The following is a 22,664-nucleotide window of genomic DNA, read 5'->3' on the forward strand; positions in this document are numbered from 1 at the left end:
CCGTCTCAATAGCGAAACTCCGTTTTCGTTAACTCGCACGTACTAGGACTCTATACGTGGGAGTTAACAGAATTCATCACCGAGGTCGGCGATACCGTTCCGACTCACGAACTCGGGACCCGTCCACTCGTAGATATCCGCGTTATAGGCCCCTTCACCGTCATGTTTCACGGCGTTTCCGTGGCTGACTTGTTTCTTGAGAGTCTTCCAGACATGTTCGCGAGAGACAGTCATGTCGGTGTCGGCGGCCTCGATTGCCTCCTGTATCTCCCGGATGGTGGCTCGTTCGCGTTCGAGTAGTTCCTCGATGATGGCCTGTTGTTTCTCCCCGTACGTCCAGACGACGCCGGGAACCTCGAAGTCCACGAGTTCATCGGGAAGTGCAGTCGTACAGGCGTATACAGCAGCATTCTCGTCCGGCTCCCGTCCCCATCGGCCGACCATCTGCGCGTTATTACACTCACGAACGCTTTCGAGGAACGTGGTTGCCTTGTCTGCATCCGGACCGACGAAACCACGACCAAACGCCCGTTGCCGACCGATCTCGTGGCAGGCGGAACACCCATTACCGCTACATTGCTCGCAACGACAGCGGTTACATCCGTTTCCACCGGTCGTCCCGCACTTATCGCATGGGATATCATGCCCACGGTACTTCGGCCGTGCGGAGTATCCGCATTCGGCGAGGAGGTCGAGTATCGGACCGTCGCCGGGGTCGATACACCCGTAGAGCAGTCCGACAAGCTCGTCCTTGAAGGTGTTATTACTCTTCTGCTCGCCGTGGTGCATCGTCTCGGGGTCGTCGATACCGACCTCCGTCATGATGGTCTCGATGCGACCCTCAATACTACTCGGTGTTCCGATGGTCGAAAAGCGGTCGGGAAACCGATGAGAGAGGGTTTCGATGATAATCCGCGCGTGTTGCACACGAAAATTCTCGCCGGTTGTCATCGGTCGTGTCGCCTCGCCTACCCTCACGACTGCAAGTCCTCGCTCGAAGAGTCGCCATAGTTGTCGCTCTTCGGCGTCTAAGACACGGTTAAGACGAATACCAGGACGGATATTCCGTTCCCATAGGGGGTAGCAGGGCCATGCGTCGAGTCCGACGACGCTTCGACAGATGGAGAAATCGGGCACCTGTCGAATCGTCCGGACCGTATTTTGATCATCGACGACGACCGAGAGGCGGTTAATGCCGGCCGGGTCATCGTCCGTGCCGTCAAATCGTACGGGCTCGTATTCGATGGTTGCAGTGGAACGACCATGCGGTCCGGCGGAATTACCGAATGCTTGCCAGAGAACACGCGTGAGTCTCGGCGCGAGCCGATGCGCACCCTCTCCGTAATGATACCAGTCGTCCGAGGGAGTCGTTCGAATCGCAGACGTGATTGCGGCACGCTCGTCGGCTGTACCCTCTCTAGCGTAGTGAACGAACGACTCCCATTGTGTTACTGGAGCGTCGACTTCGGTAAGGAACGACCCCACCATCTCTTGAATCCGCTGCTGATGTAGATACGGATTCGTATCGAAGTCGATGGTATACGTCGGCTGTTCGTCGTGGATAATATTCGTGTTCTCGCGAATGCTCGGAACGTGCGCGAACGCATCGGTGGCTATGATGAGATCGTGGACCGGTGCATCGTAATTGTCGTGGCGGGGGATATGCGTCCACTGCTCCGAGAGTTCACATGTAATCTCGCCCGCGCAGCACGGTAATTCACCATCGTAGAGCCATTCAGCTCGCTCGTGCGCTTCCCCGGCCCGGATACCACGCGTACTGATTTCGTCTTCGAACCACTGACTCGCGGGAATATCTTCAATCCAAATCTCATCGTCGTAGTCACCGTTTGCGACCGGACACACCGTGTAGCTCTCAAGGATGGCGACATTCAGTCCGGCATTTTCCGCTCGTTGTTTTGCTTCTTCGCGTGCCGTTTTGGTTTCGACGAGTAGGATAACGGGTTCACCGCCAGTTATTGACTGGTGTTCGAGCCACCGCGTTGTGACCGCAATCGCTGTCTTTCCCGCAGCGGTCGGGGCGACGAGGACAGCACACTCTCCCTGTTCCATCGACCCGAACACGGCATTCCGAAGTCGTTGATGGACATCGTCGGTCCTCGGCCAGGTGTAGCCACGCTTCTGGAGGATGCGCCGCTGCTCATCCAGTGAGAGCGCGCTAAGTTCCTGAATGAGACGGTCAAGTTCCGAGGTAGGTTCTCGGTCATAGACCGCTTCGACCGTGTTAATCGCTCGTCCGACGATACTGTCGAGTTCTACGGCGACGACATCGGTGTCGAGGGGTAGGCGGCCGACTATCCGGACTATCTGCTCCCTATCTCGGTAGCCGCGTTGTTCCCATGCTAGGAGGACGCTCCCAGCGTAGAGTGCGTCCTTCGGCGATTCAAATTCAGCGGTCTTCCCGTCCAAAAGTTTCTCGAATGTAGCAGAACGCCGTCTTGTCCGTCGAAGGAGCTCCTCGTCAGAAAGTGCGAAATTCGTCGCGGACTTGGTCTGACTCATGCCGGACCACCACCGAGTCTGTTAATGATGGGAAGCCGGCCATTGTACTGACTTACCGCCGTTGTCACGTGGATACTGTTTGGGCGATTCGATACCGTCGTGTCGAGTAGTCCTTCGGTCATGATGATGATGAGTATCCTTCCTTTGTAGGTGGAATTTGGATTGGAGAAGACCCGGAGCCACGGCTGCGCATGACCGTCTGACAAAATACTTATGTGCCGGGGAGCCTACCTCGACACTAGTACTCGTGTCGGGCCATAGAGCCGAGACGAGGCTTCGTAATCTCCCCTCACATCACTGGTTTTCGGATGCAAAGTGTGAACCAGTGATGGAGGTAATTCCTACGGTGTCTTCGGATTCACCCCGTGACGAAACCCTTTATCGAGGGCTTTGCGTGACCCTTTCCATTGCGGAGAGCGTCATCCGCTCCATCCATCCAGTATGACACTAGTATCTTCCACTGCACCGTGTCGAGATTGACATCTTTCTGGAAAAGTTTTTGATAGCAAGATTCGAAGGCACGATGCTTTTCCTCTGATGTAGAGTTTTGCGCCGACATCTTGAAGATTTTTGATTCCTCTATCGGTGATTCCTCAGGTGGATTCATTTCGACAAACCATATTTCGCCCTTATCTTCGAGAGATACAGAGATACATTGTGTATCAGCGAGCAAATCGAGGAGGGTGTAATCTAGTTCTCGGTCCACGGACTCTGAATTAGGGAAGAAGTCCATAACAGCATCGCCCAATGAATCACCCAACTGTTCATGTAGCTCTCTTTCTTCATAGTCAACATGACCCGCAGCTGTATCCGCCATTTCAGCGGCTATCACTGACCGCACCGTGTTATTCTCTAGATCATCTTCGGGAATGTTCCATACAGAGGAGATTGGAATACCACCTTTCATGAGCAAGAATGAGAATTTTTCTTCCTCACCTTTTCGGACGGTGAGCACCAACTCTGGATGAATCTGATAATTGCGTTCTTCACTCATCGATATCGTGTTCTCCGGTAACTGCCTGAATTTCGAGTTCGACTAAATCGCCGTGTTCGATTTCTAATTCGGTCCGTACGGGGTGTGGAATCGCTACACGCCCTTCGCGCTGAAGTGGTACCGTTACTTTCATCATTTCTTGTTCCTCGGCCCGTCATTCGTTTTTCGTCGTTCCGGGCCTATCGTAGTAGACGTGCTACACGAACATAGTCGTTACTTATAAGAGTGACTCGCTACAACGGGACAAATGAGGAAGTAGGGGTTTATATGGGAGAACAAAGAGCAGATTTCCTCTGGAATAATGAGCGGGAATATATCAGGGGAGAAAGCAACGACCGACGAGTTAAATCACAACTAAAGAACGAGTCGGCCACAGCAGCCGTCCTCGGAAATCGGCTTGCGGAATTCCGGTCCGACCTAGAACTCACCGAGCGATTCTGGCGCGACCGGATGGCCGACGAAGGCGGCCGATACCATTGGGAGGATATCGTTCTCCCTGCGAACGAAGCCGAAATTCGAAAGCTACGAAACGTGCTCGATGACTGGCTAACGCACGCGGAAACGGATTTCGTCGAACGTGAAGACGAGATTTTAGAAGACCATCTCTACCCGCTTTGGGAGGACCTCGACTTCGGCAATCAGCCAGAGAGCCGCCTACTCTTCGCTAGAGCCGAGAATATCGAGAACTCGACGGAGAAGAACGATATCGAGGAGCTCGTTGCCCGCCGTGAAGCGTTAGTCATACTCCTTCAAGAGCCACAGCTTCGGGAGATTTTCATGTGGGTAGGCGACCATCCGCAACGTAAAATCCCGAAAAACAAAGAGTATAAGCAGAATTCGTGGCGGTGGGCGGCAAGCCGCCGTATAGCGAACGACCACGGCCTTCTCGAAGAGATAGGTGACTGGAAGCACATCTACGAGCGTACGCTACGAGGAGATGCCGTCTACCGGACGCTTGAGAAGTTAGCGACATCGACTACTGACGCCGTCGCTGATCTGCCTACAGAGGAGAAGCTAAGGAAGTGGTTGAGCTTTCTCTATCAGAGACAAGGCCGGACGGAGTAAACCGCTTTCTCCGGAGTCTAAGATAGATTCACGACGATGAGACCGCTGTGATATCGCTCTCGGTAACCTATTCCCTCCCTTCCCTTCCGTCGCTAGAACTCGGCGAGAAACGGCTGTAAGCCGTGCAAACGGTTTCTCGGACCTTCGTTCGACCCCCTCCATCGGTCGCTCCGGAATTCAAACGATAGAGCGACGTTAGCATGTTACCGTTAGAGATGGAAGTTAAGAGCGAAAAATCAGAAGCTTGTTTGGCGGTAGTTTGATATTCTAATGGAGGGAATACGAGATGTGACCTCCGAGAGTATTGAGCACGATTTGAATGAACTTACTCAACGTCTCGATACGCTTCCGGAAGCGGACGAGCCACCGCCTACCACACTTCAGATTTTAGGCCGGAGTCGCCGGGAAACTGATTGGCAACAGTTTTTACTCCATTTTCTAACACCTGACGAAGCGCACGGGCTAAACGATGAGGCGCTCGAACATCTCCTCCGGGCACTATCTGCCCGAGACGATTTCGAGTTTTCGTTTTCCCGCTTTGACCTTGACGATGTCCAGGTAGAACAGGAAGTCGTCACCGATCAAGGGCGGCCGGATATCGTTATTTGGTCGGATAAGGACTGGTTTCTCTGCTTTGAGTTGAAGGTCGATTCGTCGGAAGGTACCGACCAGACCAAGCGATACGTGGAGGTCGAAGCATTTGATGGCATCAATCTCGACAAATCGGTAATCGAGGGACACCACTACGTCTACCTCGCACCGGCAGACGCATCCTCTCCGAATGCATGCGAGTTCGTGCACGTGTCGTGGGAGTGGATTGCGTCGGAGCTACAGGCGTTTCTCGCGGAGAGCTACGGAGAGTATCCGTCTCGAACGACGGCTCAACTTAACGCGTTCATCGATACAATACGGAATGAGCTAACCATGACGGATTATCAAGAGAATCAGCAAGAAAAGATGGAGTTGTACGTGCGTCACTACGACGAAATTCAGGAGGTAGAAGACGCCTTCGTCGAAGGCTGGACCGAGTTCGAGCAGGAGTGGGGAACACGATTAGCAAATGCGCTCGATACTGGTGAGGTCGAATCGAGTTCTCCGGTCCCGGATGAGTACGTTACGTTCAAATTCAATCGAAATGGTGAATCATCTGAACGGTGGATATTCAAGCAGGCAACCTCCGATTGGGCGTGGATTTTTAGAGACGGATGGTGGAAGCGGGCGGATACCCGAGAGAACATCTATAATCGAAATCGGCCTGACGTACGAATCGGATTTCTTCATCGGTTAGAGAAACATCGCGAAAATGCCGTCCGGGACCACGAGTTGAAGATCTTCTTCCGCATGACTCCCCCGAGCCCCGAGGAGTTCAAGAGTTCGTTCGAGCAGATGTTTTACGACCGGAAGGAGAAGATAGCCGATTATACGCCACAACCCGGCGAAATCACCGGGAATAAATCGAATCTACTCGAAGTAACATACGATATCGATGTGAAAAATCACGAGTCATACTTTGAAGCGTATATCGCGGCGCTCAGAGACGCGTTTGTAGACCACGTCGTAGACAACGAAGAGTTAGTCTCGAAAATCGATGATATCTATACGGAATCTCTCGAAGAAATCGACCTGGAGTAGTTTATGGTGTTAGCGTCGGGCCTACCCGCCACAGTCTGACTTAGCCCATCCGGTCGAGTGCGTCACGCCGATCTTCGACCGGCACTTGGTCGTACTTCATGGTAGTTACTGGGTTCTTATGGCGCAACTGCGCTTTCGCCGCCGCGAGGTCCCGCTCTTTCGTCATGTAGGTCCCGACGGAGTGTCGTATTGTATACCACGACATCTTCCGATTCGCCGTCTCGATACCGGCATAGTCACAGAGTCGGTGAAGGAGCCGTCGGAGACTCTTCGAGCCCCAAGGATTCCCGTGGCTTGTGAGCCAAAGAGTGTCCGTCTCCTCGTATCGGTCGTATAGTTCTCGTTCCTCTAGCCATCGCGAGAGTGCCGTCGCCGTTCTGTCGGTTACGCTTACCGTCCAGTTGCCCTCGTTCTTCGATGACTCAGCTTTAGGGATGCGGAGCACGCCATTTGTCGCGTCGACCCACTCGGTAGTCGCGTTTCCGACTTCGGCAGGCCGGAACCCGACATCAAGGCTTGTCCAGACGAGCGATGTAATCTCCCAACCGTTCACTTCATCCCAATCTTCTTCGGTGACGTCCGTGTAGTCCTTGCCGAGGACGTTCGCGACGTAATGTTTCCAGCCGCTCCGTTCTTCGGCAGTAAGCGTACTATAGGCGGGTAGGCTCCCTTCGTTTAGCGCCACTTGCCGAATCACCCGACGCTCCTCTCGCGTCAAGAAATCTTGCGGTTGATGGTTCCCACCTGAGCCATCGAACGAATACTCGAAGTTCCATTCGTCACGACCGTGTTCGTGATGAAGCCACTTCGAGCAGCGCTTGAGAGCCTCCTGTTTCTTCCCTTTATCCGTCTGTGTCTTATCGGCGACGGCGAGCCAGTCCATGTAGGCCGCGGCGTCGTCGGATTCCGGGGGATAGTGATATCTATTTTTCTGGTCCCACATCCACCGGTCGAACTGCGCGGTCCGATACGCCGTATTCGACACCGTGTAGGGTGAGTACCCCTCGGCCTTCTCGGGTGCCTTCCCTTCCTTTAGCAACCATGATAGGAATTGTGTGCGTTGCTCTTTGTAGTCGACGATTTGCTTATCAGTCAGTTCGCCCTCGTGCGTTTTCGGTACGACTGGGATGCCCCGTGATGGCTCCAATTTGATCTTGATGGAAACGGGACAGCGTGAGAGCGTGATTGGCAGGTCCATTGTCATCGATGTCCTGCCGAGATGAAAATTGGAAGACTGCTGTACGATGCTCAGTGCGCGGGACCGGATTCGAACCGGCGGACCCCTACGGGATAGCGTCCTAAGCGCTACGCCGTTGGCCTGGCTTGGCAACCCGCGCGCACTCTCCAGTTCCGGCGAGGGCGACAAGAAACTGTCGTTCTTCGGGAGGACCGCGACGGGTGCGCACCGAGTGCGCTCGATGCTACGGAGATACAGTTCGGAACCCCCAATACAATCCTCTAACACATATCTTCGTTTCTCTAAGTAGCACGTATCCGTTTCAAATACGCAATGGCAGGCTGACCAAACTACCGGAACGCTTGTTCAACCATCCCATCGTGGGTGAGATAAAGGAGCCGCCCGGTCGCGGGCCTGCGGCCCGTGGTCGTCTCGTGAGCGCAGCGAACGAAATGCCGGAAATCGGATATTTTCGGAGACAGTCCAGCGAGCAGGACCGTCTTCCGTCGGCGAGCGCGCGCGGACTTTCTACACCGTCTTCCGGTCCCCTCGGAGGTGTTTCTCGGCAAAACGGTACGTCGTAGCGGCGGAGATCTTCTAACCTATCCCCAAAAATCCCGACGTATCGTTCCGCAACCGCCCCGAGACGCTTATGTGAATCCGGTCGCAAGCTATCGCCGTGTATCGGGCACGCGACCACGTCCAAAACGAGCGATGGCTCGCCGAAATCCAACAGGCCGCGGACCGACTGGACCTCGACACCGCCGCGCGTTCGCGGGCGACCGACCTCTTCCTCTCGACCGTCTCGGAGTGGGACGCGCCGAGCGAACGAGACGCCGACTCCCGGCAGGCCGTCGTCGCGGCCAGTCTCTACGCCGGGTCGCTCATCGAGGGCGACCAGCGCTCGCAGAGCGAGGTGGCCGACGCCGCGGGGGTCGCGCGACTGACGATTCAGCAACGCTGGAAGGAACTCCTGGAAGAGGCTGGTCTACAACCGCCGTCGTGGTAGCGCTAGAGCGTTTTCGGAGTCGTCCCTACGTTCTACCGCTACTGAGGGTCGGATAGAACGACGAATCGATAGTCACGAGTCAGTCGAGCGCACGCTCGTGGAAAGCATCACCGAGCGCATCCCGGCGGTTCGGCGGCCGAGCGTCCACCGAGGAAAACCGTCGCTAACGCCCGTGAAAACCAGCAATCGAGAACGTATCAGCGCTCGGCGTCCCGGCCCTCGCGCTCGGGAGTCAGATTGCCGTGCTCGTCGATTTCGCCCTTGACGATGCGCGTGCTGGAGATGATGTCGCCGTCCTCGGCGTGGATGTGAGGGACGACTTCCACGTCGAGGGGGTCGTGGCCGCGTTCGCCTCGAATCTCGTTGATGCGCTCGGCACCGTCGGTGGTCTCCGGGGAGACGACCAGGGCGTCGAACTGCGGTTCGGTGGCGATACCGGTCGGTTCGGTCAACTCTCGGACCTCGAACTCGCGGTCGTACTCGTCGGCGAACTCCGACAGCACGGCCTCCAAGTCGGCCTTGCGCTCGTCGAACGGGCGGACGTACCGGTCCTCGTGGCGCGTCTTCGGCGCGAGTTCGTCGCTGGTCAGACCGACCGTCACGTCGCCGAGTTCGAAGGCGCGCTCGAACAGCGCGCGGTGGCCGTCGTGGACCGGGTCGAAGGTCCCGCCCAGGGCAACCCTCATACCCCCGCGAAGGGTACCCCGCGGCTTAGTGCCTTCGGAATAGCGCCCGGCGACTCGAATTTTACGTCTCGTCGTCGCTTCCGGACGCGTCGCCGAGTCCGGACTCGTCGTCGCTTCCGGACCCGTCTTCTTCATCCTCGACGCGGATGCTGACCGGTTCGCTGGTCTCGCCCGTCTCCGACCGGTCCTCGGGTTCGAGGTGGTCGTCCAGGTTGAACACCGTGTTGAGTTCGTCCTGAATCTGGCCGACGATGCCACCCACGAGGTCGCTCGGAGCGATGGCGGTGTACTCGTATGGGTTGTTGCCAGCGCCCTCGCTCTCGCGCTTGCGGCGCTCGACCTTCTCTTCTTCGTGGAGTTCCGCGAGCGACTCCCGGACCGTCGAGGGGTAGAGACCGGTCCCTTCCGCGATCTCCTCGCTGGTGCTGTAGGGCTGTTGGCGGAGATAGACGTAGATTCGCGCCCGCGTCTCGGTGTCGAGGACCCACGAGAGCAGGTCCACGATGCCCTGGTCGAACTGGTCGACGGCCCGGTCGGCCTCCTCTTCGAGGCGCTCACGGCCCTTCGAGATGCGGTCCTGGTCGGTCTCGACCGGCACGTCCTGTTCGACCGACACCTGCTCTTCGCCCGCCACCTCCACGTTCACCTCTTCGGTGAGGTCGCCCTCCTCGTCGACTTCGAGTTCCTCCTCGACCGTCACGTCGTCGTCCACGTCCTCTATCTCCGTCTCCTCGACGGTGTCGTCTTCGACGTCCACGTCGTCGTTCTCGTCTGTGTTTTCCCCGGACATGTCCTCTCTACGAGGACAAAAGCCGTGAGCGAGTAAAAACCTTGCCTACGGGTAGTGACGCTCCGGTGCTCGGACTCGAACGCCTACTGCTCGCGCAGAACCAGCGACTCGTAGAGGGCTTCGACGCCCTCCTCGTCCCGAATCCGGCGCTGGCGGGTCGCCCCACTTTCGCCGTCGTAGATGTCCCGGATACCCGAGACGCCCAGTCGGTCGCACTCCCGGTCTACGACATCGCCGAGTCCGATTTCTCCCTCGCGGTCCCGCCGGACGAAGGCGGCGTCGTGGCCGTACCGCATCGCCCGCCACTTGTTCTCGTCCAAGAGTTCCCGGCGATGACGATAGCCCGACTCGCCGTCCTCGTATCTCGCCGCGAGGTCTTCGACGAGCGCGTGAGTGTACTCCACGAACGCCATCACGCGCTCGGGGTCGGCCTGTCCGTCGGGCGTCCGGACTTCGACAGTGCCGAGACCGGTGTGCGGTCGCACGTCGTACCAGAGTTCGCCGCGGTCGGCGATGGAGTCGCTCCGCAACATCGTCTCCTCGAACGCGGCGAAGTCGTCGTAGGAGTCGAAGCAGGTCGGCATCCCGGTGTTCGGAAGCGCCTCGAATATCTTTGCCCGCGCCGAGTGGAGACCGGTGTCGAAGCCGTTCCAGTACGGCGAGTTGGCCGACAGCGCGAGCATCACGGGGAGGTACCACCGAATCTCGTTGGCGACCCAGACCGCCTTGTCGGCGTCGTCCACGCCGACGTGGACGTGGAGTCCTGTGGTGGTGTTTCGGTGCTGCGGATACTGGATTCGATTCAACTGGTTCCGATACCGGGGCTTCTCGGCGTGTTCGAGTTCGCGCCAGAGTGCGGCCGGGTGCAGGCCCGCCGCCGCGATTCGAAAGCCGCCGGCCTCGGCGTGTTCGACCAGCGCGTTTCGGACCGCCAGCAGGTTCTCGCGGGCGTCCGCGAGGCGCTCGATCTTCGGCGTCTGAGTCTCGATGACGCACTTGAACAGTTCGTGGTCGAGTCGCCCGTCGAGTATCTCGGGCGGTTCGGTATCGTAGACGAGTTCGTCGGTTCCCGCGGTCGGAACCCCCCGGCTATCGACCACGAAGAACTCCTCCTCGATGCCCAGCGTGCCCATCTCCGCGAAACTCTCAGCCGAACCCGAGTCCATTTCCCGGAATTTCGCAATCCGACGTATAAATAGTTCCGAAGACGGCAGAACCGCGCGAGAGGATTCGCGCCGGGGCCTCACCTCACTTCGGCCGAGCGACCACGCCGAGGTGGTCGTCGTGGTACGGTTCGAGGCGCTCGGTCGCCAGCACCTCGTAGCTCTCTCGGAGGTCGTCGAGGGCGTCCTCGAACACGTCCTCGGGGTCGCGGGTCACGTCCTCGCTCCGGGCCTTGATGGCCGCGAGCAGGCGGCCGTCGTCTCGGAGGAATCGGCGGTTCTCGACCGCCACGCGTGCCTGACCACGGGTGGCCACGTCCTGCACGATGGCGTCCACGTCGGCCTCCACGACGTGGGCGTAGGACGCGGGCTTGCGGGCGTCTTTCAGCAGGGGAACGAGGTTCCGGCGGCCCTCGGCGACTCCCACGAGGTCCCGGACGGGCCGGGGTGCGAACTCGACGGCGTAGGTCGGCCCGACGAAGTCGGCGACGTGGCTGGCGGTCGTGCCGCTGGCCGCGCCGAGGTAGAGGACGGTCTCGCCGCCGTCGAGACCCACGTCCAGTCCGGACTCGACCATCGCGGCGAGTTTCGACCGCCCGGCGTCCCAGAGTCGCCACCCCTCGTCGGTGGGTTCGCCGTAGACCGGTTCGCCGCGGGTCGCCAGTCGGCGCTGGCCGTCGAAGGTGCGTCGTTCGACGCCCTCGGGGAGGTCGGTCACGCTTCACCTCCCGCCTGCTCGTCTCCAGCATCGTCCCGTCCCCGAATCTGGTCCATCCGGCGCTCCAACTCCTCGTCCAACTCCTGCTTGCGCTCCCCGGAGTAGTAATCGACGCGCGCGGCGATGGCCAACTTCCCGGCGAGCGTCCGGGCGGCCGACCCGCGCTTCTCGGGCCGGGTGCCGCGGACGTACTCGTGAGTGAAGATGACGCCGTGCTTGGGCGAGGGAGCGTGGCCCCTGAGGTGGGCGAACAGCGAGTCCTCCGCGCCGAGGACCTGTACGGTCCCGGAGGGCTTCTTGGCGAGCGGTTCGAGACCTCCGGCGAGCGAGACGAGGCGCGCCGCGAGAACCGGCCCGGCCAGCGCTGAGAGATTCGGCGCGACTTCGGGCGTCTCGCGTTCGAGAAACGCCCGGAGCGCGTCGCTCTCGTCGGCGAGGTCGGCGGACCGGCGCGCCAGCGAAATCAGTCGCTCGTCCACGGGCGACTCCGGGTCTCGGTCCGCCAATTCGCGGGCGTACTCTACTCCGGTTCCCGCGTCGGGATACCGGCTTCCGGCCCACTCGGCGACGCGCTCGGCGAGTTCGTTGGCCTCGGCCGCGGCGTCGTCCATCGCTCGGACCGCGTGGACGAGTTGCTGGTCGTCGGCGCGCTCGCGCTCGGCCGCGCCCTCGCGGGCCGCCCGCACGGCCGCGTCGTGGAGTCTCGCGTAGTAGTCGTTCTCGTCGTCGGCGAACCCCGCTTCGACCGCTCGCCCGGGCCAGTCGTCGGGCGCGTCGGCCCGTCCGTCCCGAATGGCGGCCGCGCCCGCCTCGACGTCGTCGGGAGCGACGCCCTCGAACCACCCGGCGCGCTCGGCGTCGGTGTGGGTTCCGTCGTCGGTCATGCCCGAGGGTTGCGCGCCTTCGCGTTTAAACCTACGTTACTCGGGTCGCGGTCGGTTGGCGAATCACCTGCACAGCAGGCCGACCAACTACCGTCGTCTGAGTGGACTGAAAGGGGTCGCGGAAGAAGTATCCTTAAGCCGTTCCCCGCCACAAATCGCCCGTATGGACGTAGAGAGCTTCTTCGAGGAGATGCCGTTCGCCGACCTGCTCGGGGTCGAAGTGACCGAAGTCGAGGACGGCCACGCCGAAGGCCGACTGGAGATGCGCGAGGAACTGTCGTGGAACGCCGACCACATGATGGCTCACGGCGGCGTCACGTTCACGCTCGCGGACACCGTGGGCGGCGCGGCGCTGGTCTCGCTGGTGGACCAGCCGGTCCCGACCATCGACATGCGCATCGACTACCTCGAAGCCGGGACCGGCGACCTGCGGGCAGAGGCCGACGTGGTGCGCTGTGGAAGCGACGTGGGCGTGGTGGACGTGGAAGTCTACGCCGTGGACGACGACGCGCAGGTCGCCGACGCGCGCGGTGTGTACAAGACCGGATAGTTCCGACGCGCGTTCAGATAGCTCTTCATTTCTTTCCACATTCATCCCAGTTCTCAAGCATAGATATACAATTCTTCAAGCACGGTTTCTGTTCGCCACGGTCCCGCGCCGGAACGCGTTCAACGTCAACAGCAGCGCCGCACCGCCGCCGATGACGATGCCGAGACTTCCGCCGTTTTGTGCGACGAGGACGCCCAGCAGAAAGGCGACGAGTTCGAGCGTGCGATGGATGTGCGTCAGCGTCTGCGCGATCTCGGGGTCGGCCATCGTTCGTAATTTTCTGCTAACTTACAAATTCGATGCGGTTCGGCGCGGCCGCCGTCGGTCTCGGTCGCTCCCGGCCAGCAGTTCACGCGAACACCTGCGCGAACAGGGTCGCCTGCCCGCGGTGCAGGCGCTCCAGGAACGCCGACTTGCTGATTCCGAGTTCGTCGGCCACCTCCTCGGCGGTGGTCCGGCGGGGTACCTCGAAGTAGCCCATTTCCAGCGCAGTCCGGAGCGCGACCTCTTGGGCGGGCGTCACGTCCCACCGCTGGGCGACCGCCTCGTCGTCTTCCTCGCCGAGGGGGAAGACGCGCTCCAGCGATACTCCGACCGTCTCGGCGGCCGCGGCGAGGACGCCCTGAAGCACGTCGTGACCCACGACCGCGCCGGTGTAGCGTTCGGTTCCCTCTCGGTACTGGAGGGTCTCGGCCATGAATCCCGCGTCGGTCAGCTCGTGGACGGCGCAGGGGTGCTTCGAGAGGCATCGGAAGTTGGTCTTGCTGTCGGTCCGAGAGGCGTGGAGGTAGCGAATCCGGTCGTCGGCGTCGAGGACAGCGGCGAGGTCGTCGGCCCCGTCGTCCGTCGAGAATCGAAGGAGTGCGTAGTCGTCGTGGCGGAGTTGCGGCGGCCGGGAGTCGATGGTGGTTCCCGTTGCGCGGGAGGCGTCCGCGAGCGGGCAGTCGTCGCCCGTGACGCTGAACTCGACTACGAGGCACTCGTCTATCATGGATCGGTTCTCCCTTTCGAGTCGGCTTTTGGGTGGAAGCCGTGAGAGCCTCCGCGCGCTCGCGGTCGCTGACGCGGAATATCCAGCGCGCGCAGTTCTGCGCGCGCTGGATAGTCGGCCGAGCGTCGGTTGGCGGATTTCGGCCCGTCGTTCATGCTGGAAACTCGCCGGGCGCAGTATTTAAACCCCGCTCATGGACGGGTTAATCGGTTTAGTGGTCGGCGACTAGTTACCAGTATATGGACATCGAACAGGTAAAACAGCGCGCCGGACCGCGTGAGTTCAGTCCGAAAGACGACCTTCCGGAGAAGTACCGGAAGGCGGCGACTCGGATGATTCAGTTCCACGCGAACAGCGAGATAATGGGGGCGTACCTCGAACGACCCTTCATCCGCGAGGCCCCCAGCCTCGACCGAAAGCTGGCGTTCTCGGCGAAGGTGCAGGACGAAATCGGCCACGGCCAGTTGCTCTACCGGGCGGCCGAGTCGCTCGGCATCAAGACCCGCGACGAGATGCTCGACGAACTGGCGAACGGCGAGGGCAAGTTCCTCAACTGCTTCCACTACCCGATGGAGTCGTGGGTCGAGACGCCCATGATCGCGTTCTTCGTGGACGGGGCGGCGATGCGCCGACAGGCCACCCTCAAGCAGTCGAGTTGGGAACCCTACGCCCACGCGATGGACAAGGTGTGCTTCGAGGAGGGCTTCCACGTCAAGCACGGCGAGGCCATCCTATACGAACTCATGACCGGTTCGAAGAAGGAACAGGAGCTGACCCAAGAGGCCTTCGAGGAGTGGTGGCCCCGCATCATCCAGTTCTTCGGCCCGACCAACGACAAGTCCACCCACCACGACTTCTCGGCCGACGTGGGACTGAAGACGATGACCAACGACGAACTCCGGAACGCCTTCCTCAACGCCTACGTCCCGAAAGCGAAGAAGTACGGGCTGGAGATTCCCGACGAACCCCGCATCCGGGAGAACAGTGACGGCACCTACGAAGTCGTGGAAGACGACCTCGACTGGGACGAGTTCTTCACCATCGCCAAGAACGACTCGCCGGGCAGCCACGAGCAAATCGGCAAGCGGCGTCGTACCCAGGAGGCCGTCGAGTGGGTGCGAAACAGCATGGACGACTGGGAAGCTAAAAGCGCGGGGCAGACCCCGCAGGCGGCCGACTAACCATGATTTGGGAAGTGTTCCGACAGGAGCAGGCGGGCGAGTATCACACTCACTGCGGAAACGTCCACGCACCAGACCGCGAGATGGCGCTGCTGTTCGCCGAGATCCAGCACGGGCGGCGCAAACCGACGAACAGCCTCTGGGTCGCCCCCCAGAAGGAAATCGGCGAAGTGGACACCGAGGACGCGAAGTTCGGCGGCACGACCGACAAGTCCTACCGGTGGGCACAGTCGTACAGTTTCGAGGCCGCGGCCGAGGAGGTCGCCGAGTCCGAGAGCGAACAGGTCCAGGCCGAGGCCGAGCGCCAGCGAGGTGACGACTGATGACGACCGCCGAGCAACTGCCCGGCCCCGACGACCTCTCCGAGCAAGAGCGCGAGGCCGTAGAGACCCTACTCTTTCGACTCGCCGACGACGAGTTCGTCCTCGCCGAGCGATACACCGAGTGGCAGGTCCGCGCGCCGACGCTCGAATCCGACCTCGCGCTGGCCAACATCGCCCAGGACGAACTGGGCCACGCCCGCCTCTGGTACGACCTGCTTCAGGACTTCGGGCCGGACGAACCCGACCTCGTCTGGGAGCGACCCGCCGACGAGTGGCACCACAGCACCCTGACCGAACGCCCCTTCGATGAGGGCGACTGGGCCGACCCCATCCTGCGGTCGTACCTCTACGACGTGGCCGAGGAGATTCGCCTCGAAGCGCTCGTGGACTCGTCGTACGCCCGGATCCGCGACCGCGTCGGCAAGATTCAGGGCGAGGAGGACTACCACCGCGAACACGCCGAGAACTGGATCGAACGACTCACCGAAGACGACCAGAGCCGCGAGCGCGTCCAAAGCGCGCTCGACCGACTGTTCCCCTACGCTCTCACACTGTTCGCGCCCGCCGACGAGGAAGTCGAGGCGCGAATCGACGACCTGGGCCTGCGCACGGAGTCGCTGGCCGACATGCGAGAGGAGTGGCTGGACACCGTGGTTCCGTACCTCGAAGACCTCGGTCTCGACGTCGACGAGGACGCCGACCTCCCCGACGACGTCGGCCGCGACGAGTCCCACACCGACGACTGGGACGACCTCTGGGACGAGTTCACCCGGACCTACCGCGAACTCGACCGCACCGAGGCGACTCGCATCATGAAAGACCCCGACGAGGTGGAGTGAGTCACCCCTATGTCGAGTGACCTGCCCTACGACCCCGAGATTCCGGACCTCCGGGAGAGAGACCCCGAGGAGCTGTCGCCAGACGAGATTCCGGGAACCGGCGGCGTCCCCGGTCTCGGCGACGACTGCGGGGACCCCGCGCTCTGCGCGTACACCGAGTACGTCGAGGGCGAGGAGGTCGAGGACATGCCCGCGACCGGCGAGGACGCGGAGGGCATCGAAGCCGACGTGTGGGACGCCCTCTACGACATCGAGGACCCCGAGATGCCGGTCTCCATCGTGGACCTCGGACTCATCTACGGTGTCGAACTGACCGAGCGTGTGGACGAGGGCGTCCACGCAGAGGTACTGATGACCCTGACCTACTCGGGGTGCCCGGCGCGGGACATGCTGACCGACGAAGTGAAGCGCGCCGTCGCGGGCGTCGAGGACGTCGAGTCGGTGGACCTGCGACTCGTCTGGAGTCCCGAGTGGTCCATCGAGATGGTGACCGAACAGGGCAGAGAAGACCTCAGCGAGTTCGGACTGAGCGTCTGACCATGCGACGACCAGACCCCAGCGTCGAGACTTCGGGCGACGACACCGGGGCCGAGTGCCCCTACTGCGGTTCGACCGACACCGAGCGAGAGCATCCGAAGGGACCGTCGCTCTGCCGGTCGATGCACTACTGTAACGACTGCGAACAGCCGTTCGAGAAGTTCGAGTAGCCGATATGTCACATGGTTTTTAGCCTCTCGCAGGCGACACGACGTCCGTCGAAGGGTGTCGAAAATGGGGGCTAGGAACTCGATGGCACCGGAACCGCGTTGGATGGCAGGAACGCGGGTGTCGGATGACAGGCGGGTGTCGGGCGGCTCGGTCGTGGACCAGAGTCGCGGCGCAACCGGACGCAACCGCAGTTTACTCATTTGGTAGTATCCGTTTAGTAGTTATGGCCGTAGATCGAGAAATTATCGGTAATCGGGGCCGTCATCTGCTTGCTCGAATCACCCCCAGTTTGGCGTATGTCAGAGAGCCGTCCTTCACGAGAGGAACTACGGCGGGGCATGACCGGCGAAATCGAGCGGTCGAACGCCGAAAACGCTCCAGGTGCCGAGCCACTCCGGGGAGAAATCCGAGCCACTCCGGGGAGAAATCCGAGCCATCGTGGACGAGGGGGACAGTCCGCAAGGCGTGAAAGGCGAACTCCAGTCGGGCGTGACGGGACACGTCCGGCGAGTCGTCGCCGACTAATCGCCGGGCTACCGTTCTCGACGTTCGAGTTCGAGCAGTCGCCGCTTGAGCGCGACTCCGTCGCCCGCCGAGTAACCGCCCAGCGAGTCGGTCCCGACGACGCGATGGCAGGGCACGACCACCGGAACCGGGTTCTTCCCGCAGGCCTGTCCCACCGCGACCGCCGCGGTGTCCAGCGCCTCGGCGAGGTCGCCGTAGGTCCGGGTCTCGCCGTACGGAATCGCCTGCATCTCGGCCATCACGTCACCCGCGAAGCCATCGGGCGGGTGGACCGAGAGGTCGAAGGTCCGGCGCTGGCCCGCGGCGTACTCGGCGATCTGTTCACGGAGGTCGGACTCCGAGGCCGTGACGTAAGTGGCGTCGAGTCCGACGGTTCGACCGAAGAGTTCGACGTTCATCGGTCGGACGAGGGGTGGCGAGGTCTTCGGAGTTTCGGTCGGAGTGAGGTATCCTTATCGTGGTGGCGCAGGAGGGTGGAACATGGACATCTCCGACGACGAAGGTATCCGAACCGTCACGTTCGACCGCCCCGAGGTCATGAACGCGTTCACGCCCGAAATCGCCGAGGAGTTGGCCGAGGCCTTCGCCGAGGCCGACCCCGACGACCACGACGCAATCGTCTTGACGGGCGAAGGACCGGCCTTCAGCGCGGGTGGGGACGTTCAGTCGATGGCCGAGCGCGAGGAGTCGCCCGACGAGGCCTACGAGCGCGTCACCGAGACCTTCGGCCGGCTCGTGGAGGAGGCCCTCTCGGCCAACGTCCCTATCGTCGCCAAGGTCCACGGCGACGCCGTGGGCGCGGGGTTGGCGGTCACTGCGGTCAGCGACTTCGCGTACGCCGCCGAGTCCGCGACCTTCAGTTGCGCGTTCGTTCGCGTGGGACTTATTCCCGACACGGGCGGTAGCTTCCTCCTGCCCCGCATCGTGGGGCTTCGGACCGCCAAGCGACTCGCCTTCACCGGGGAGTTCTTCGGGGCCGACGAGGCCGCCGAGATGGGACTGGTCAACGAAGTCGTCCCCGAGGACGAACTCGACGCCGCGGTCGATGACCTGCTCGACACGCTCCGGAAGCGCCCGACGAAGACCATCGGTCTCGCCAAGCGCGCCATCCACGAGAACATGGGCAGAGGCTGGCAGGAGGCGCTGGACTACGAGAACGTCGTCCAGTCGCAAGCCTACGCCACGTCCGAGCACGAGGAGGGCGTCGCTGCGTTCCTCGAAGGCCGAGACCCCGAGTTCGAGTGACCGCGGCGGGAGGTCGAACACTCAAGGTGCCGGGCGGACTACCGACCGACGTGTCCGACCCAAACGACGATTGGGACCCGACCGGCGGCGACCCGACCGACGACGACTTCGACGCACCGACTATCACCTGCCAGCGGTGCGACCAGCACTGGGACCTCTCGAAGGAGTTCGACGAACTGGGCGTCGGCAACCACGCTATCGAACAGTTCGCACTCGACCACAAGCGCCACACCGGCCACTTCCCGGACGACGTTCGGACCTGGCGAGCGGCGTGTCGAAACTGCCCGGAGACGGCCGAGCGACTCGCCAGCGACGCCGCGACACGCTGGGCCGAGACCCACGCGCGACACACCCGTCACGAGGTCGAGATTCGCCACGCGAGAAGCGACGAGACGACCGTCGTCACCGACGAGAGCGAGTAGAGAACGGTTCGACCACCGGGTTCGGCACCTCCGTGCCGAATCAGAGGCCGAGGAGCTCCTCGGCGTTCTCCCACAGAATTTTGCGCTGGACCTCCTCGGGGAAGTCGAGTTCCGCGAACTGGTCCAGCCACGGCGCTGGCTCTATCATCGGGTAGTCGGTGCCGAACATCACTTTGTCCTTCAGCAGGCTCTTGGCGTAGTGGAGCACCTGGTCGTCGATGTACCGGGGCATCCATCCCGAGAGGTCCATGTAGACGTTGCCCTTCTGCTGGCAGATGGCGAGTTGCTCTTTCTCCCACGGGAAGGCGGGGTGCGCGATGAGAATCTGGAGGTCGGGATGCTCGGCCGCCACGTCATCTATCAGCATCGGATTGCCGTGCTTGATTTTGAGGCCCCGGCCGCCCGGCGCGCCCGCGCCGAGGGTGGAGTTGCCGCCGTGGAAGACGACCGGAACGCCGAGGTCTTCGATGGTCGCCCAGAGTTCGTCGTGTTCGGGGTCGCTCGGGTCGAACCCCTGTGCGATCTGCTGGAACTTGAACCCCGAGAGGTCGAGGTCCTTCACCGCGCGCTCGGCCTCCTGCACGCAGTCGTCCTTCAGGGGGTCCACGCTGGCGAACCCGACGAAGAAGTCGTCGTACTCGTCGCGGACCTCCGCCACGTAGTCGTTGGGGACGGGCGGGTTGCCGGTGTTGGTCTCGGCGTCCCACCCCAGCAGGACGGTCGTGCCGATGCCGACCTCGTGGTACTCCTCGATGAGCGAGTCGTAGGTGTCGGTCTCGATGGAGGTGCCGAACTTGTTCGCGGCGTCCTCCATCATCAGACCGCCGGCGTCGTGGAGGAACTCCTCGGTCGGTTGGTGGCAGTGGGTGTCGACGATGGGGTTCTCGTCGGGGTGGTCGGCCACTACGTCGAGTTTGGGCATGGGAAGGTGTTCGAGGTCCCCCGAAAAAACGTCGCCGGTTCGAAATTACGGTCCGAGTGCGACCACGATTAGATACGAGAAGGCGTTGTTCACGACGTGCAACAGACTCGGACCGGTGAGGTCGCCGTACCGGAGTCGGAGCGCGGTCGGGAGGACGCTCCAGACCGTGACGAAGACCCCGCCCGCCACGCCGAAGAAGGGGACGTGAACCGCACCGAAGACGAGTATCGTCCCTGCGGCCGCCGCGAGCGGCGACCACCCGCGGGCGAGCAGACCGCCCAGCAGGAGCCCCCGATACAGCATCTCCTCGACCCACGGACCCAGCAGGACCGGTCCGACGACGACCATCGCGAGGGTCGCGGGGTCCGCCAGCGAGTAGGAGAAATCGCCGACCTCGTAGCCGAACGCCGAGGTGACGGTGGTCGTGACCGGAAAGACGCCGAGACCGACGACGAACGCCGCGACGACGGCGAGAAGTTCTCGCGCCGTCGGTCGTCGGAACGGAAACGCCGCCCGTCGCTCGGCGGGCGAGAGGACCGCGTACGTGCTGGCGACGACAGCGAGGTTGGCGAGACCGTAGACCAGAAACACCGTCGGCACGTCGAACTCGTTCGGTCCGGTGCCGGTGAGTCCGCCGACGACCGCGAACGCCACGACGACGACCGGCATCGCCGCGGCGGCGGCCCCCACCGCGACCAGCGACCGGTCTTCGAGCGCGGTCTCGCCGATACTCCCGTCCCACTGTCTGGTCGAGTGGCTCATAACCGGATGATGACACATCTCTTGTAAGAATATTCCCACTCGTCTCCAGCGCGAAGTCCGACTACTCGTCCGTCGCTTCCTTCTTGATGAGGAACTTCATGTCGCCCTCGAAGACGACGGTGTCCTCCTGATTCGTCATCGTGGTGTCGATGACGACCAACCCGGCGTCGTCCCGACTCGAGATGTCCTTGGTCTCCACGACTTCCATGTCGAGCGAGATGGTGTCGTCCATGTGGACCGGATTCGGGATGTCCATGTAGTTCATCCCGAGGAACGCCAGCACCGTCCGCTCCAGAATCCCGGTGCGGTAGACGAACCCCGTCGCCAGCACGAACGTCATCGGCCCGTGGGCCACGCGCTCGCCGAAGTACTCCTCTTCGGCGTACTCCTTGTTGGTGTGGAGTTCGGTCCAGTCGCCCGCGAACGCCGAGTGCATCACGAAGTCGTACTCCGTGACGGTCCGGCCGACGCTCTCGAAGGTCTGGCCCTCCTCGAAGTCCTCGAAGTGGTGTGGCGTGTAACTGTAGGGCATACGTCGAGATTCGCTCGGTGACGATAAAATTCTATGGTATCTGCGGTGATGGGAGAAAAGGCGATGGAATCGAGACGTCCATCTGGACGGAGTAAGGAGCTAGCTACTCCCGACTCCAAGGAGTCACCGCACAGCCCCGCACCGCGACAGCCTCACACCTCTCCAGCCTCCTGCGTTGCTCGCTCCGCTGCGCTACTCGTCCACCGGAAGACGGTCCTGCTCGCTTCGCTGCGCGCGCAACGACTTCCGAGCGGTCGGTCACGTTCGTTTCCGACGACCTCGCGCGCAAAGGTGCGGCCTCACACCACGAGGACGCGCCAGCGCGCGCCGGATGAATGCTCGGAACCGCCCAGTAGTACCTCACCAGCGCGCTCCCGGCCGGAGTTCCCCTCGGCACGAATCCAGCTATCGACGTTCTAGATATAGAAAATCAATGCTCTTAGAACTATTTTGATACCTGAAACCAAAATATAAGTATTCTTCGCGCCAACTGCCGTCATGACAGAAATCCCCGAAGACCGCCGCGAGCGAATCGCGTCCGACCCGTTCTGCGAGAAACTGGGCGTCGAACTCGCCGACCTCGGACCCGCCACCGCGACGACCGAGTTGACGGTCACCGACGACCTGCTGAACTTCCACGGGACGCCCCACGGCGGAGCAATCTACTCGCTGGCGGACGCCGCGTTCGCGGCCGCGTCGAACAGCGAGGGCGACACCGCGCTGGCGATGGAGACCAACATCTCGTACTTCGAGGCGGTCGAAGTCGGCGAGACGCTGACCGCGACGGCCGGGCGCGTCCACCAGCGCGGTCGGACCGCCTCGTACCGCGTCACCGTCACCGACGAGCGCGGCGACGAAATCGCCACCTTCCGCGGCCGGGTGTACCTCCCCGGAAAGTGACTCCCCGGAAAGGTGACCCCCGGGAAGTGACCCGGCGAGGGTAGCCGCGCAAACGGATCCAGCGAGCGTCGCCGAGGGTCGGCCTGGGAACTTTCGCTCTTCCAACGGAAATTCTATGTGGGCCGG

The 22,664-nt window shown here is 61.6% G+C and carries 27 protein-coding genes and 1 tRNA gene; 13 read left to right on the forward strand and 15 right to left on the reverse strand.

Features of this window, described 5'->3' with window-relative positions; all coding sequences use genetic code 11:
* Positions 1-63 precede the first annotated feature (63 nt).
* The gene (locus tag E2484_RS22515) at positions 64-2,520 is read right to left on the reverse strand and encodes a hypothetical protein (protein ID WP_137287445.1); all 2,457 of its coding nucleotides are present in this window, start codon (positions 2,518-2,520) and stop codon (positions 64-66) included.
* A 358-nt stretch (positions 2,521-2,878) separates the two neighbouring features.
* A complete protein-coding gene (locus tag E2484_RS22520) occupies positions 2,879-3,514 on the reverse strand; it encodes a hypothetical protein (protein WP_137287446.1) in 636 nt (211 codons plus the stop codon).
* Between the two features lie 267 nt (positions 3,515-3,781).
* On the opposite strand from E2484_RS22520, the gene E2484_RS22525 reads away from it, so the two are divergent.
* Together E2484_RS22525 and E2484_RS22530 are read left to right on the forward strand one after the other, a co-directional pair.
* Positions 3,782-4,579 carry a hypothetical protein gene (locus E2484_RS22525; RefSeq protein WP_137287447.1) on the forward strand — a complete coding sequence of 266 codons (798 nt, stop codon included), beginning with the start codon at positions 3,782-3,784 and terminating at the stop codon, positions 4,577-4,579.
* Between the two features lie 288 nt (positions 4,580-4,867).
* Positions 4,868-6,211, forward strand: a complete 1,344-nt coding sequence (locus tag E2484_RS22530) for a PD-(D/E)XK nuclease family protein (protein ID WP_170977464.1) — start codon at positions 4,868-4,870, stop codon at positions 6,209-6,211.
* 40 nt (positions 6,212-6,251) lie between these two features.
* Here the strand turns inward: E2484_RS22530 and E2484_RS22535 are convergent, their stop codons facing one another.
* Positions 6,252-7,409 carry a tyrosine-type recombinase/integrase gene (locus tag E2484_RS22535; RefSeq protein ID WP_321112978.1) on the reverse strand — a complete coding sequence of 386 codons (1,158 nt, stop codon included), beginning with the start codon at positions 7,407-7,409 and terminating at the stop codon, positions 6,252-6,254.
* Positions 7,410-7,463: 54 nt separating this feature from the next.
* Positions 7,464-7,548, reverse strand: a tRNA-Leu gene (locus E2484_RS22540).
* Positions 7,549-8,067: 519 nt separating this feature from the next.
* On the opposite strand from E2484_RS22540, the gene E2484_RS22545 reads away from it, so the two are divergent.
* Entirely contained in the window at positions 8,068-8,397 is a 330-nt protein-coding gene (locus E2484_RS22545) for a transcription initiation factor IIB family protein (protein WP_137287450.1), read from the forward strand.
* Positions 8,398-8,594: 197 nt separating this feature from the next.
* Here the strand turns inward: E2484_RS22545 and E2484_RS22550 are convergent, their stop codons facing one another.
* From E2484_RS22550 to E2484_RS22570, 5 genes are all read right to left on the reverse strand, one after another.
* Positions 8,595-9,083, reverse strand: coding sequence for a phosphopantetheine adenylyltransferase (locus E2484_RS22550; RefSeq protein WP_137287451.1), 489 nt, complete (start codon positions 9,081-9,083; stop codon positions 8,595-8,597).
* A 61-nt stretch (positions 9,084-9,144) separates the two neighbouring features.
* On the reverse strand, positions 9,145-9,699 hold the full coding sequence (locus E2484_RS22555; RefSeq protein ID WP_394347942.1) for a helix-turn-helix domain-containing protein: 555 nt from the start codon (positions 9,697-9,699) through the stop codon (positions 9,145-9,147).
* A 257-nt stretch (positions 9,700-9,956) separates the two neighbouring features.
* Positions 9,957-11,039 (reverse strand): glutamate--cysteine ligase, encoded by a 1,083-nt coding sequence (locus E2484_RS22560; RefSeq protein WP_137287452.1) that lies wholly within the window; start codon positions 11,037-11,039, stop codon positions 9,957-9,959.
* 82 nt (positions 11,040-11,121) lie between these two features.
* Positions 11,122-11,754: a fibrillarin-like rRNA/tRNA 2'-O-methyltransferase gene (locus tag E2484_RS22565; protein WP_137287453.1), complete on the reverse strand. Its 633-nt coding sequence runs from the start codon at positions 11,752-11,754 to the stop codon at positions 11,122-11,124.
* A complete protein-coding gene (locus tag E2484_RS22570) occupies positions 11,751-12,638 on the reverse strand; it encodes an NOP5/NOP56 family protein (RefSeq protein ID WP_137287454.1) in 888 nt (295 codons plus the stop codon). Before E2484_RS22570 ends, E2484_RS22565 begins: the two co-directional genes overlap by 4 nt.
* 163 nt (positions 12,639-12,801) lie before the next feature.
* Here E2484_RS22570 and E2484_RS22575 point away from each other — a divergent pair, with 163 nt between their 5' ends.
* Positions 12,802-13,188 carry a PaaI family thioesterase gene (locus E2484_RS22575; RefSeq protein ID WP_137287455.1) on the forward strand — a complete coding sequence of 129 codons (387 nt, stop codon included), beginning with the start codon at positions 12,802-12,804 and terminating at the stop codon, positions 13,186-13,188.
* Between the two features lie 75 nt (positions 13,189-13,263).
* Here the strand turns inward: E2484_RS22575 and E2484_RS22580 are convergent, their stop codons facing one another.
* Together E2484_RS22580 and E2484_RS22585 are read right to left on the reverse strand one after the other, a co-directional pair.
* On the reverse strand, positions 13,264-13,455 hold the full coding sequence (locus E2484_RS22580; RefSeq protein ID WP_137287456.1) for a hypothetical protein: 192 nt from the start codon (positions 13,453-13,455) through the stop codon (positions 13,264-13,266).
* Between the two features lie 82 nt (positions 13,456-13,537).
* Positions 13,538-14,179, reverse strand: coding sequence for a helix-turn-helix domain-containing protein (locus E2484_RS22585; protein ID WP_137287457.1), 642 nt, complete (start codon positions 14,177-14,179; stop codon positions 13,538-13,540).
* A 239-nt stretch (positions 14,180-14,418) separates the two neighbouring features.
* On the opposite strand from E2484_RS22585, the gene paaA reads away from it, so the two are divergent.
* The 6 genes from paaA to E2484_RS25860 all read left to right on the forward strand — a co-directional run bounded on the left by paaA (position 14,419) and on the right by E2484_RS25860 (position 17,755).
* Positions 14,419-15,360, forward strand: a complete 942-nt coding sequence (paaA, locus tag E2484_RS22590; protein WP_137287458.1) for a 1,2-phenylacetyl-CoA epoxidase subunit PaaA — start codon at positions 14,419-14,421, stop codon at positions 15,358-15,360.
* A gap of 2 nt (positions 15,361-15,362) precedes the next feature.
* Positions 15,363-15,683 (forward strand): 1,2-phenylacetyl-CoA epoxidase subunit PaaB, encoded by a 321-nt coding sequence (paaB, locus tag E2484_RS22595; protein WP_137287459.1) that lies wholly within the window; start codon positions 15,363-15,365, stop codon positions 15,681-15,683.
* Positions 15,683-16,522: a 1,2-phenylacetyl-CoA epoxidase subunit PaaC gene (paaC, locus tag E2484_RS22600; RefSeq protein ID WP_137287460.1), complete on the forward strand. Its 840-nt coding sequence runs from the start codon at positions 15,683-15,685 to the stop codon at positions 16,520-16,522. The genes paaB and paaC overlap by 1 nt, the downstream gene beginning before the upstream one ends.
* 9 nt (positions 16,523-16,531) lie before the next feature.
* The gene (gene paaD / locus E2484_RS22605; RefSeq protein ID WP_137287461.1) at positions 16,532-17,059 is read left to right on the forward strand and encodes a 1,2-phenylacetyl-CoA epoxidase subunit PaaD; all 528 of its coding nucleotides are present in this window, start codon (positions 16,532-16,534) and stop codon (positions 17,057-17,059) included.
* Between the two features lie 2 nt (positions 17,060-17,061).
* Positions 17,062-17,229 (forward strand): 1,2-phenylacetyl-CoA epoxidase subunit PaaE, encoded by a 168-nt coding sequence (gene paaE / locus E2484_RS25295; protein ID WP_170977465.1) that lies wholly within the window; start codon positions 17,062-17,064, stop codon positions 17,227-17,229.
* Positions 17,230-17,611: 382 nt separating this feature from the next.
* Positions 17,612-17,755 carry a hypothetical protein gene (locus tag E2484_RS25860; RefSeq protein ID WP_321112984.1) on the forward strand — a complete coding sequence of 48 codons (144 nt, stop codon included), beginning with the start codon at positions 17,612-17,614 and terminating at the stop codon, positions 17,753-17,755.
* Between the two features lie 8 nt (positions 17,756-17,763).
* Here E2484_RS25860 and E2484_RS22615 read toward each other — a convergent pair whose 3' ends face one another.
* Entirely contained in the window at positions 17,764-18,153 is a 390-nt protein-coding gene (locus tag E2484_RS22615) for a methylated-DNA--[protein]-cysteine S-methyltransferase (protein ID WP_137287462.1), read from the reverse strand.
* Positions 18,154-18,235: 82 nt separating this feature from the next.
* On the opposite strand from E2484_RS22615, the gene E2484_RS22620 reads away from it, so the two are divergent.
* Both E2484_RS22620 and E2484_RS22625 read left to right on the forward strand, forming a co-directional pair.
* Entirely contained in the window at positions 18,236-19,000 is a 765-nt protein-coding gene (locus E2484_RS22620; protein WP_137287463.1) for an enoyl-CoA hydratase/isomerase family protein, read from the forward strand.
* Between the two features lie 50 nt (positions 19,001-19,050).
* Entirely contained in the window at positions 19,051-19,422 is a 372-nt protein-coding gene (locus E2484_RS22625; RefSeq protein ID WP_137287464.1) for a hypothetical protein, read from the forward strand.
* Positions 19,423-19,462: 40 nt separating this feature from the next.
* On the opposite strand, the gene E2484_RS22630 is transcribed toward E2484_RS22625, so the two are convergent.
* From E2484_RS22630 to E2484_RS22640, 3 genes are all read right to left on the reverse strand, one after another.
* Positions 19,463-20,344, reverse strand: a complete 882-nt coding sequence (locus E2484_RS22630) for an amidohydrolase family protein (protein ID WP_137287465.1) — start codon at positions 20,342-20,344, stop codon at positions 19,463-19,465.
* Between the two features lie 45 nt (positions 20,345-20,389).
* A complete protein-coding gene (locus E2484_RS22635) occupies positions 20,390-21,106 on the reverse strand; it encodes a CPBP family intramembrane glutamic endopeptidase (RefSeq protein WP_170977466.1) in 717 nt (238 codons plus the stop codon).
* Positions 21,107-21,167: 61 nt separating this feature from the next.
* Complete coding sequence (locus E2484_RS22640; RefSeq protein ID WP_137287467.1) at positions 21,168-21,638, reverse strand: MaoC/PaaZ C-terminal domain-containing protein; 471 nt, start codon at positions 21,636-21,638, stop codon at positions 21,168-21,170.
* A 498-nt stretch (positions 21,639-22,136) separates the two neighbouring features.
* Here E2484_RS22640 and paaI point away from each other — a divergent pair, with 498 nt between their 5' ends.
* Positions 22,137-22,538: a hydroxyphenylacetyl-CoA thioesterase PaaI gene (gene paaI, locus E2484_RS22645; protein ID WP_137287468.1), complete on the forward strand. Its 402-nt coding sequence runs from the start codon at positions 22,137-22,139 to the stop codon at positions 22,536-22,538.
* The last annotated feature ends 126 nt before the right edge of the window (positions 22,539-22,664 follow it).

This window comes from Halorussus salinisoli, from assembly GCA_005239435.1.
GTDB classification, from domain to species: Archaea; Halobacteriota; Halobacteria; order Halobacteriales; family Haladaptataceae; genus Halorussus; species Halorussus salinisoli.

Bases quoted from the DNA above. Each gene is read 5' to 3' on its own strand.
- E2484_RS22520 (WP_137287446.1), bottom strand. From the start codon at position 3,514: ATGAGTGAAGAACGCAATTATCAGATTCATCCAGAGTTGGTGCTCACC.
- E2484_RS22575 (WP_137287455.1), top strand. From the start codon at position 12,802: ATGGACGTAGAGAGCTTCTTCGAGGAGATGCCGTTCGCCGACCTGCTC.
- E2484_RS22570 (WP_137287454.1), bottom strand. From the start codon at position 12,638: ATGACCGACGACGGAACCCACACCGACGCCGAGCGCGCCGGGTGGTTC.
- paaD (WP_137287461.1), top strand. From the start codon at position 16,532: ATGTCGAGTGACCTGCCCTACGACCCCGAGATTCCGGACCTCCGGGAG.
- E2484_RS22535 (WP_321112978.1), bottom strand. From the start codon at position 7,409: ATGGACCTGCCAATCACGCTCTCACGCTGTCCCGTTTCCATCAAGATC.
- E2484_RS22620 (WP_137287463.1), top strand. From the start codon at position 18,236: ATGGACATCTCCGACGACGAAGGTATCCGAACCGTCACGTTCGACCGC.
- paaC (WP_137287460.1), top strand. From the start codon at position 15,683: ATGACGACCGCCGAGCAACTGCCCGGCCCCGACGACCTCTCCGAGCAA.
- E2484_RS22640 (WP_137287467.1), bottom strand. From the start codon at position 21,638: ATGCCCTACAGTTACACGCCACACCACTTCGAGGACTTCGAGGAGGGC.
- E2484_RS22635 (WP_170977466.1), bottom strand. From the start codon at position 21,106: ATGAGCCACTCGACCAGACAGTGGGACGGGAGTATCGGCGAGACCGCG.
- E2484_RS22580 (WP_137287456.1), bottom strand. From the start codon at position 13,455: ATGGCCGACCCCGAGATCGCGCAGACGCTGACGCACATCCATCGCACG.
- E2484_RS22560 (WP_137287452.1), bottom strand. From the start codon at position 11,039: ATGGACTCGGGTTCGGCTGAGAGTTTCGCGGAGATGGGCACGCTGGGC.
- paaB (WP_137287459.1), top strand. From the start codon at position 15,363: ATGATTTGGGAAGTGTTCCGACAGGAGCAGGCGGGCGAGTATCACACT.
- paaA (WP_137287458.1), top strand. From the start codon at position 14,419: ATGGACATCGAACAGGTAAAACAGCGCGCCGGACCGCGTGAGTTCAGT.
- E2484_RS22515 (WP_137287445.1), bottom strand. From the start codon at position 2,520: ATGAGTCAGACCAAGTCCGCGACGAATTTCGCACTTTCTGACGAGGAG.
- paaI (WP_137287468.1), top strand. From the start codon at position 22,137: ATGACAGAAATCCCCGAAGACCGCCGCGAGCGAATCGCGTCCGACCCG.
- E2484_RS22585 (WP_137287457.1), bottom strand. From the start codon at position 14,179: ATGATAGACGAGTGCCTCGTAGTCGAGTTCAGCGTCACGGGCGACGAC.
- E2484_RS22525 (WP_137287447.1), top strand. From the start codon at position 3,782: ATGGGAGAACAAAGAGCAGATTTCCTCTGGAATAATGAGCGGGAATAT.
- paaE (WP_170977465.1), top strand. From the start codon at position 17,062: ATGCGACGACCAGACCCCAGCGTCGAGACTTCGGGCGACGACACCGGG.
- E2484_RS22630 (WP_137287465.1), bottom strand. From the start codon at position 20,344: ATGCCCAAACTCGACGTAGTGGCCGACCACCCCGACGAGAACCCCATC.
- E2484_RS22615 (WP_137287462.1), bottom strand. From the start codon at position 18,153: ATGAACGTCGAACTCTTCGGTCGAACCGTCGGACTCGACGCCACTTAC.
- E2484_RS22550 (WP_137287451.1), bottom strand. From the start codon at position 9,083: ATGAGGGTTGCCCTGGGCGGGACCTTCGACCCGGTCCACGACGGCCAC.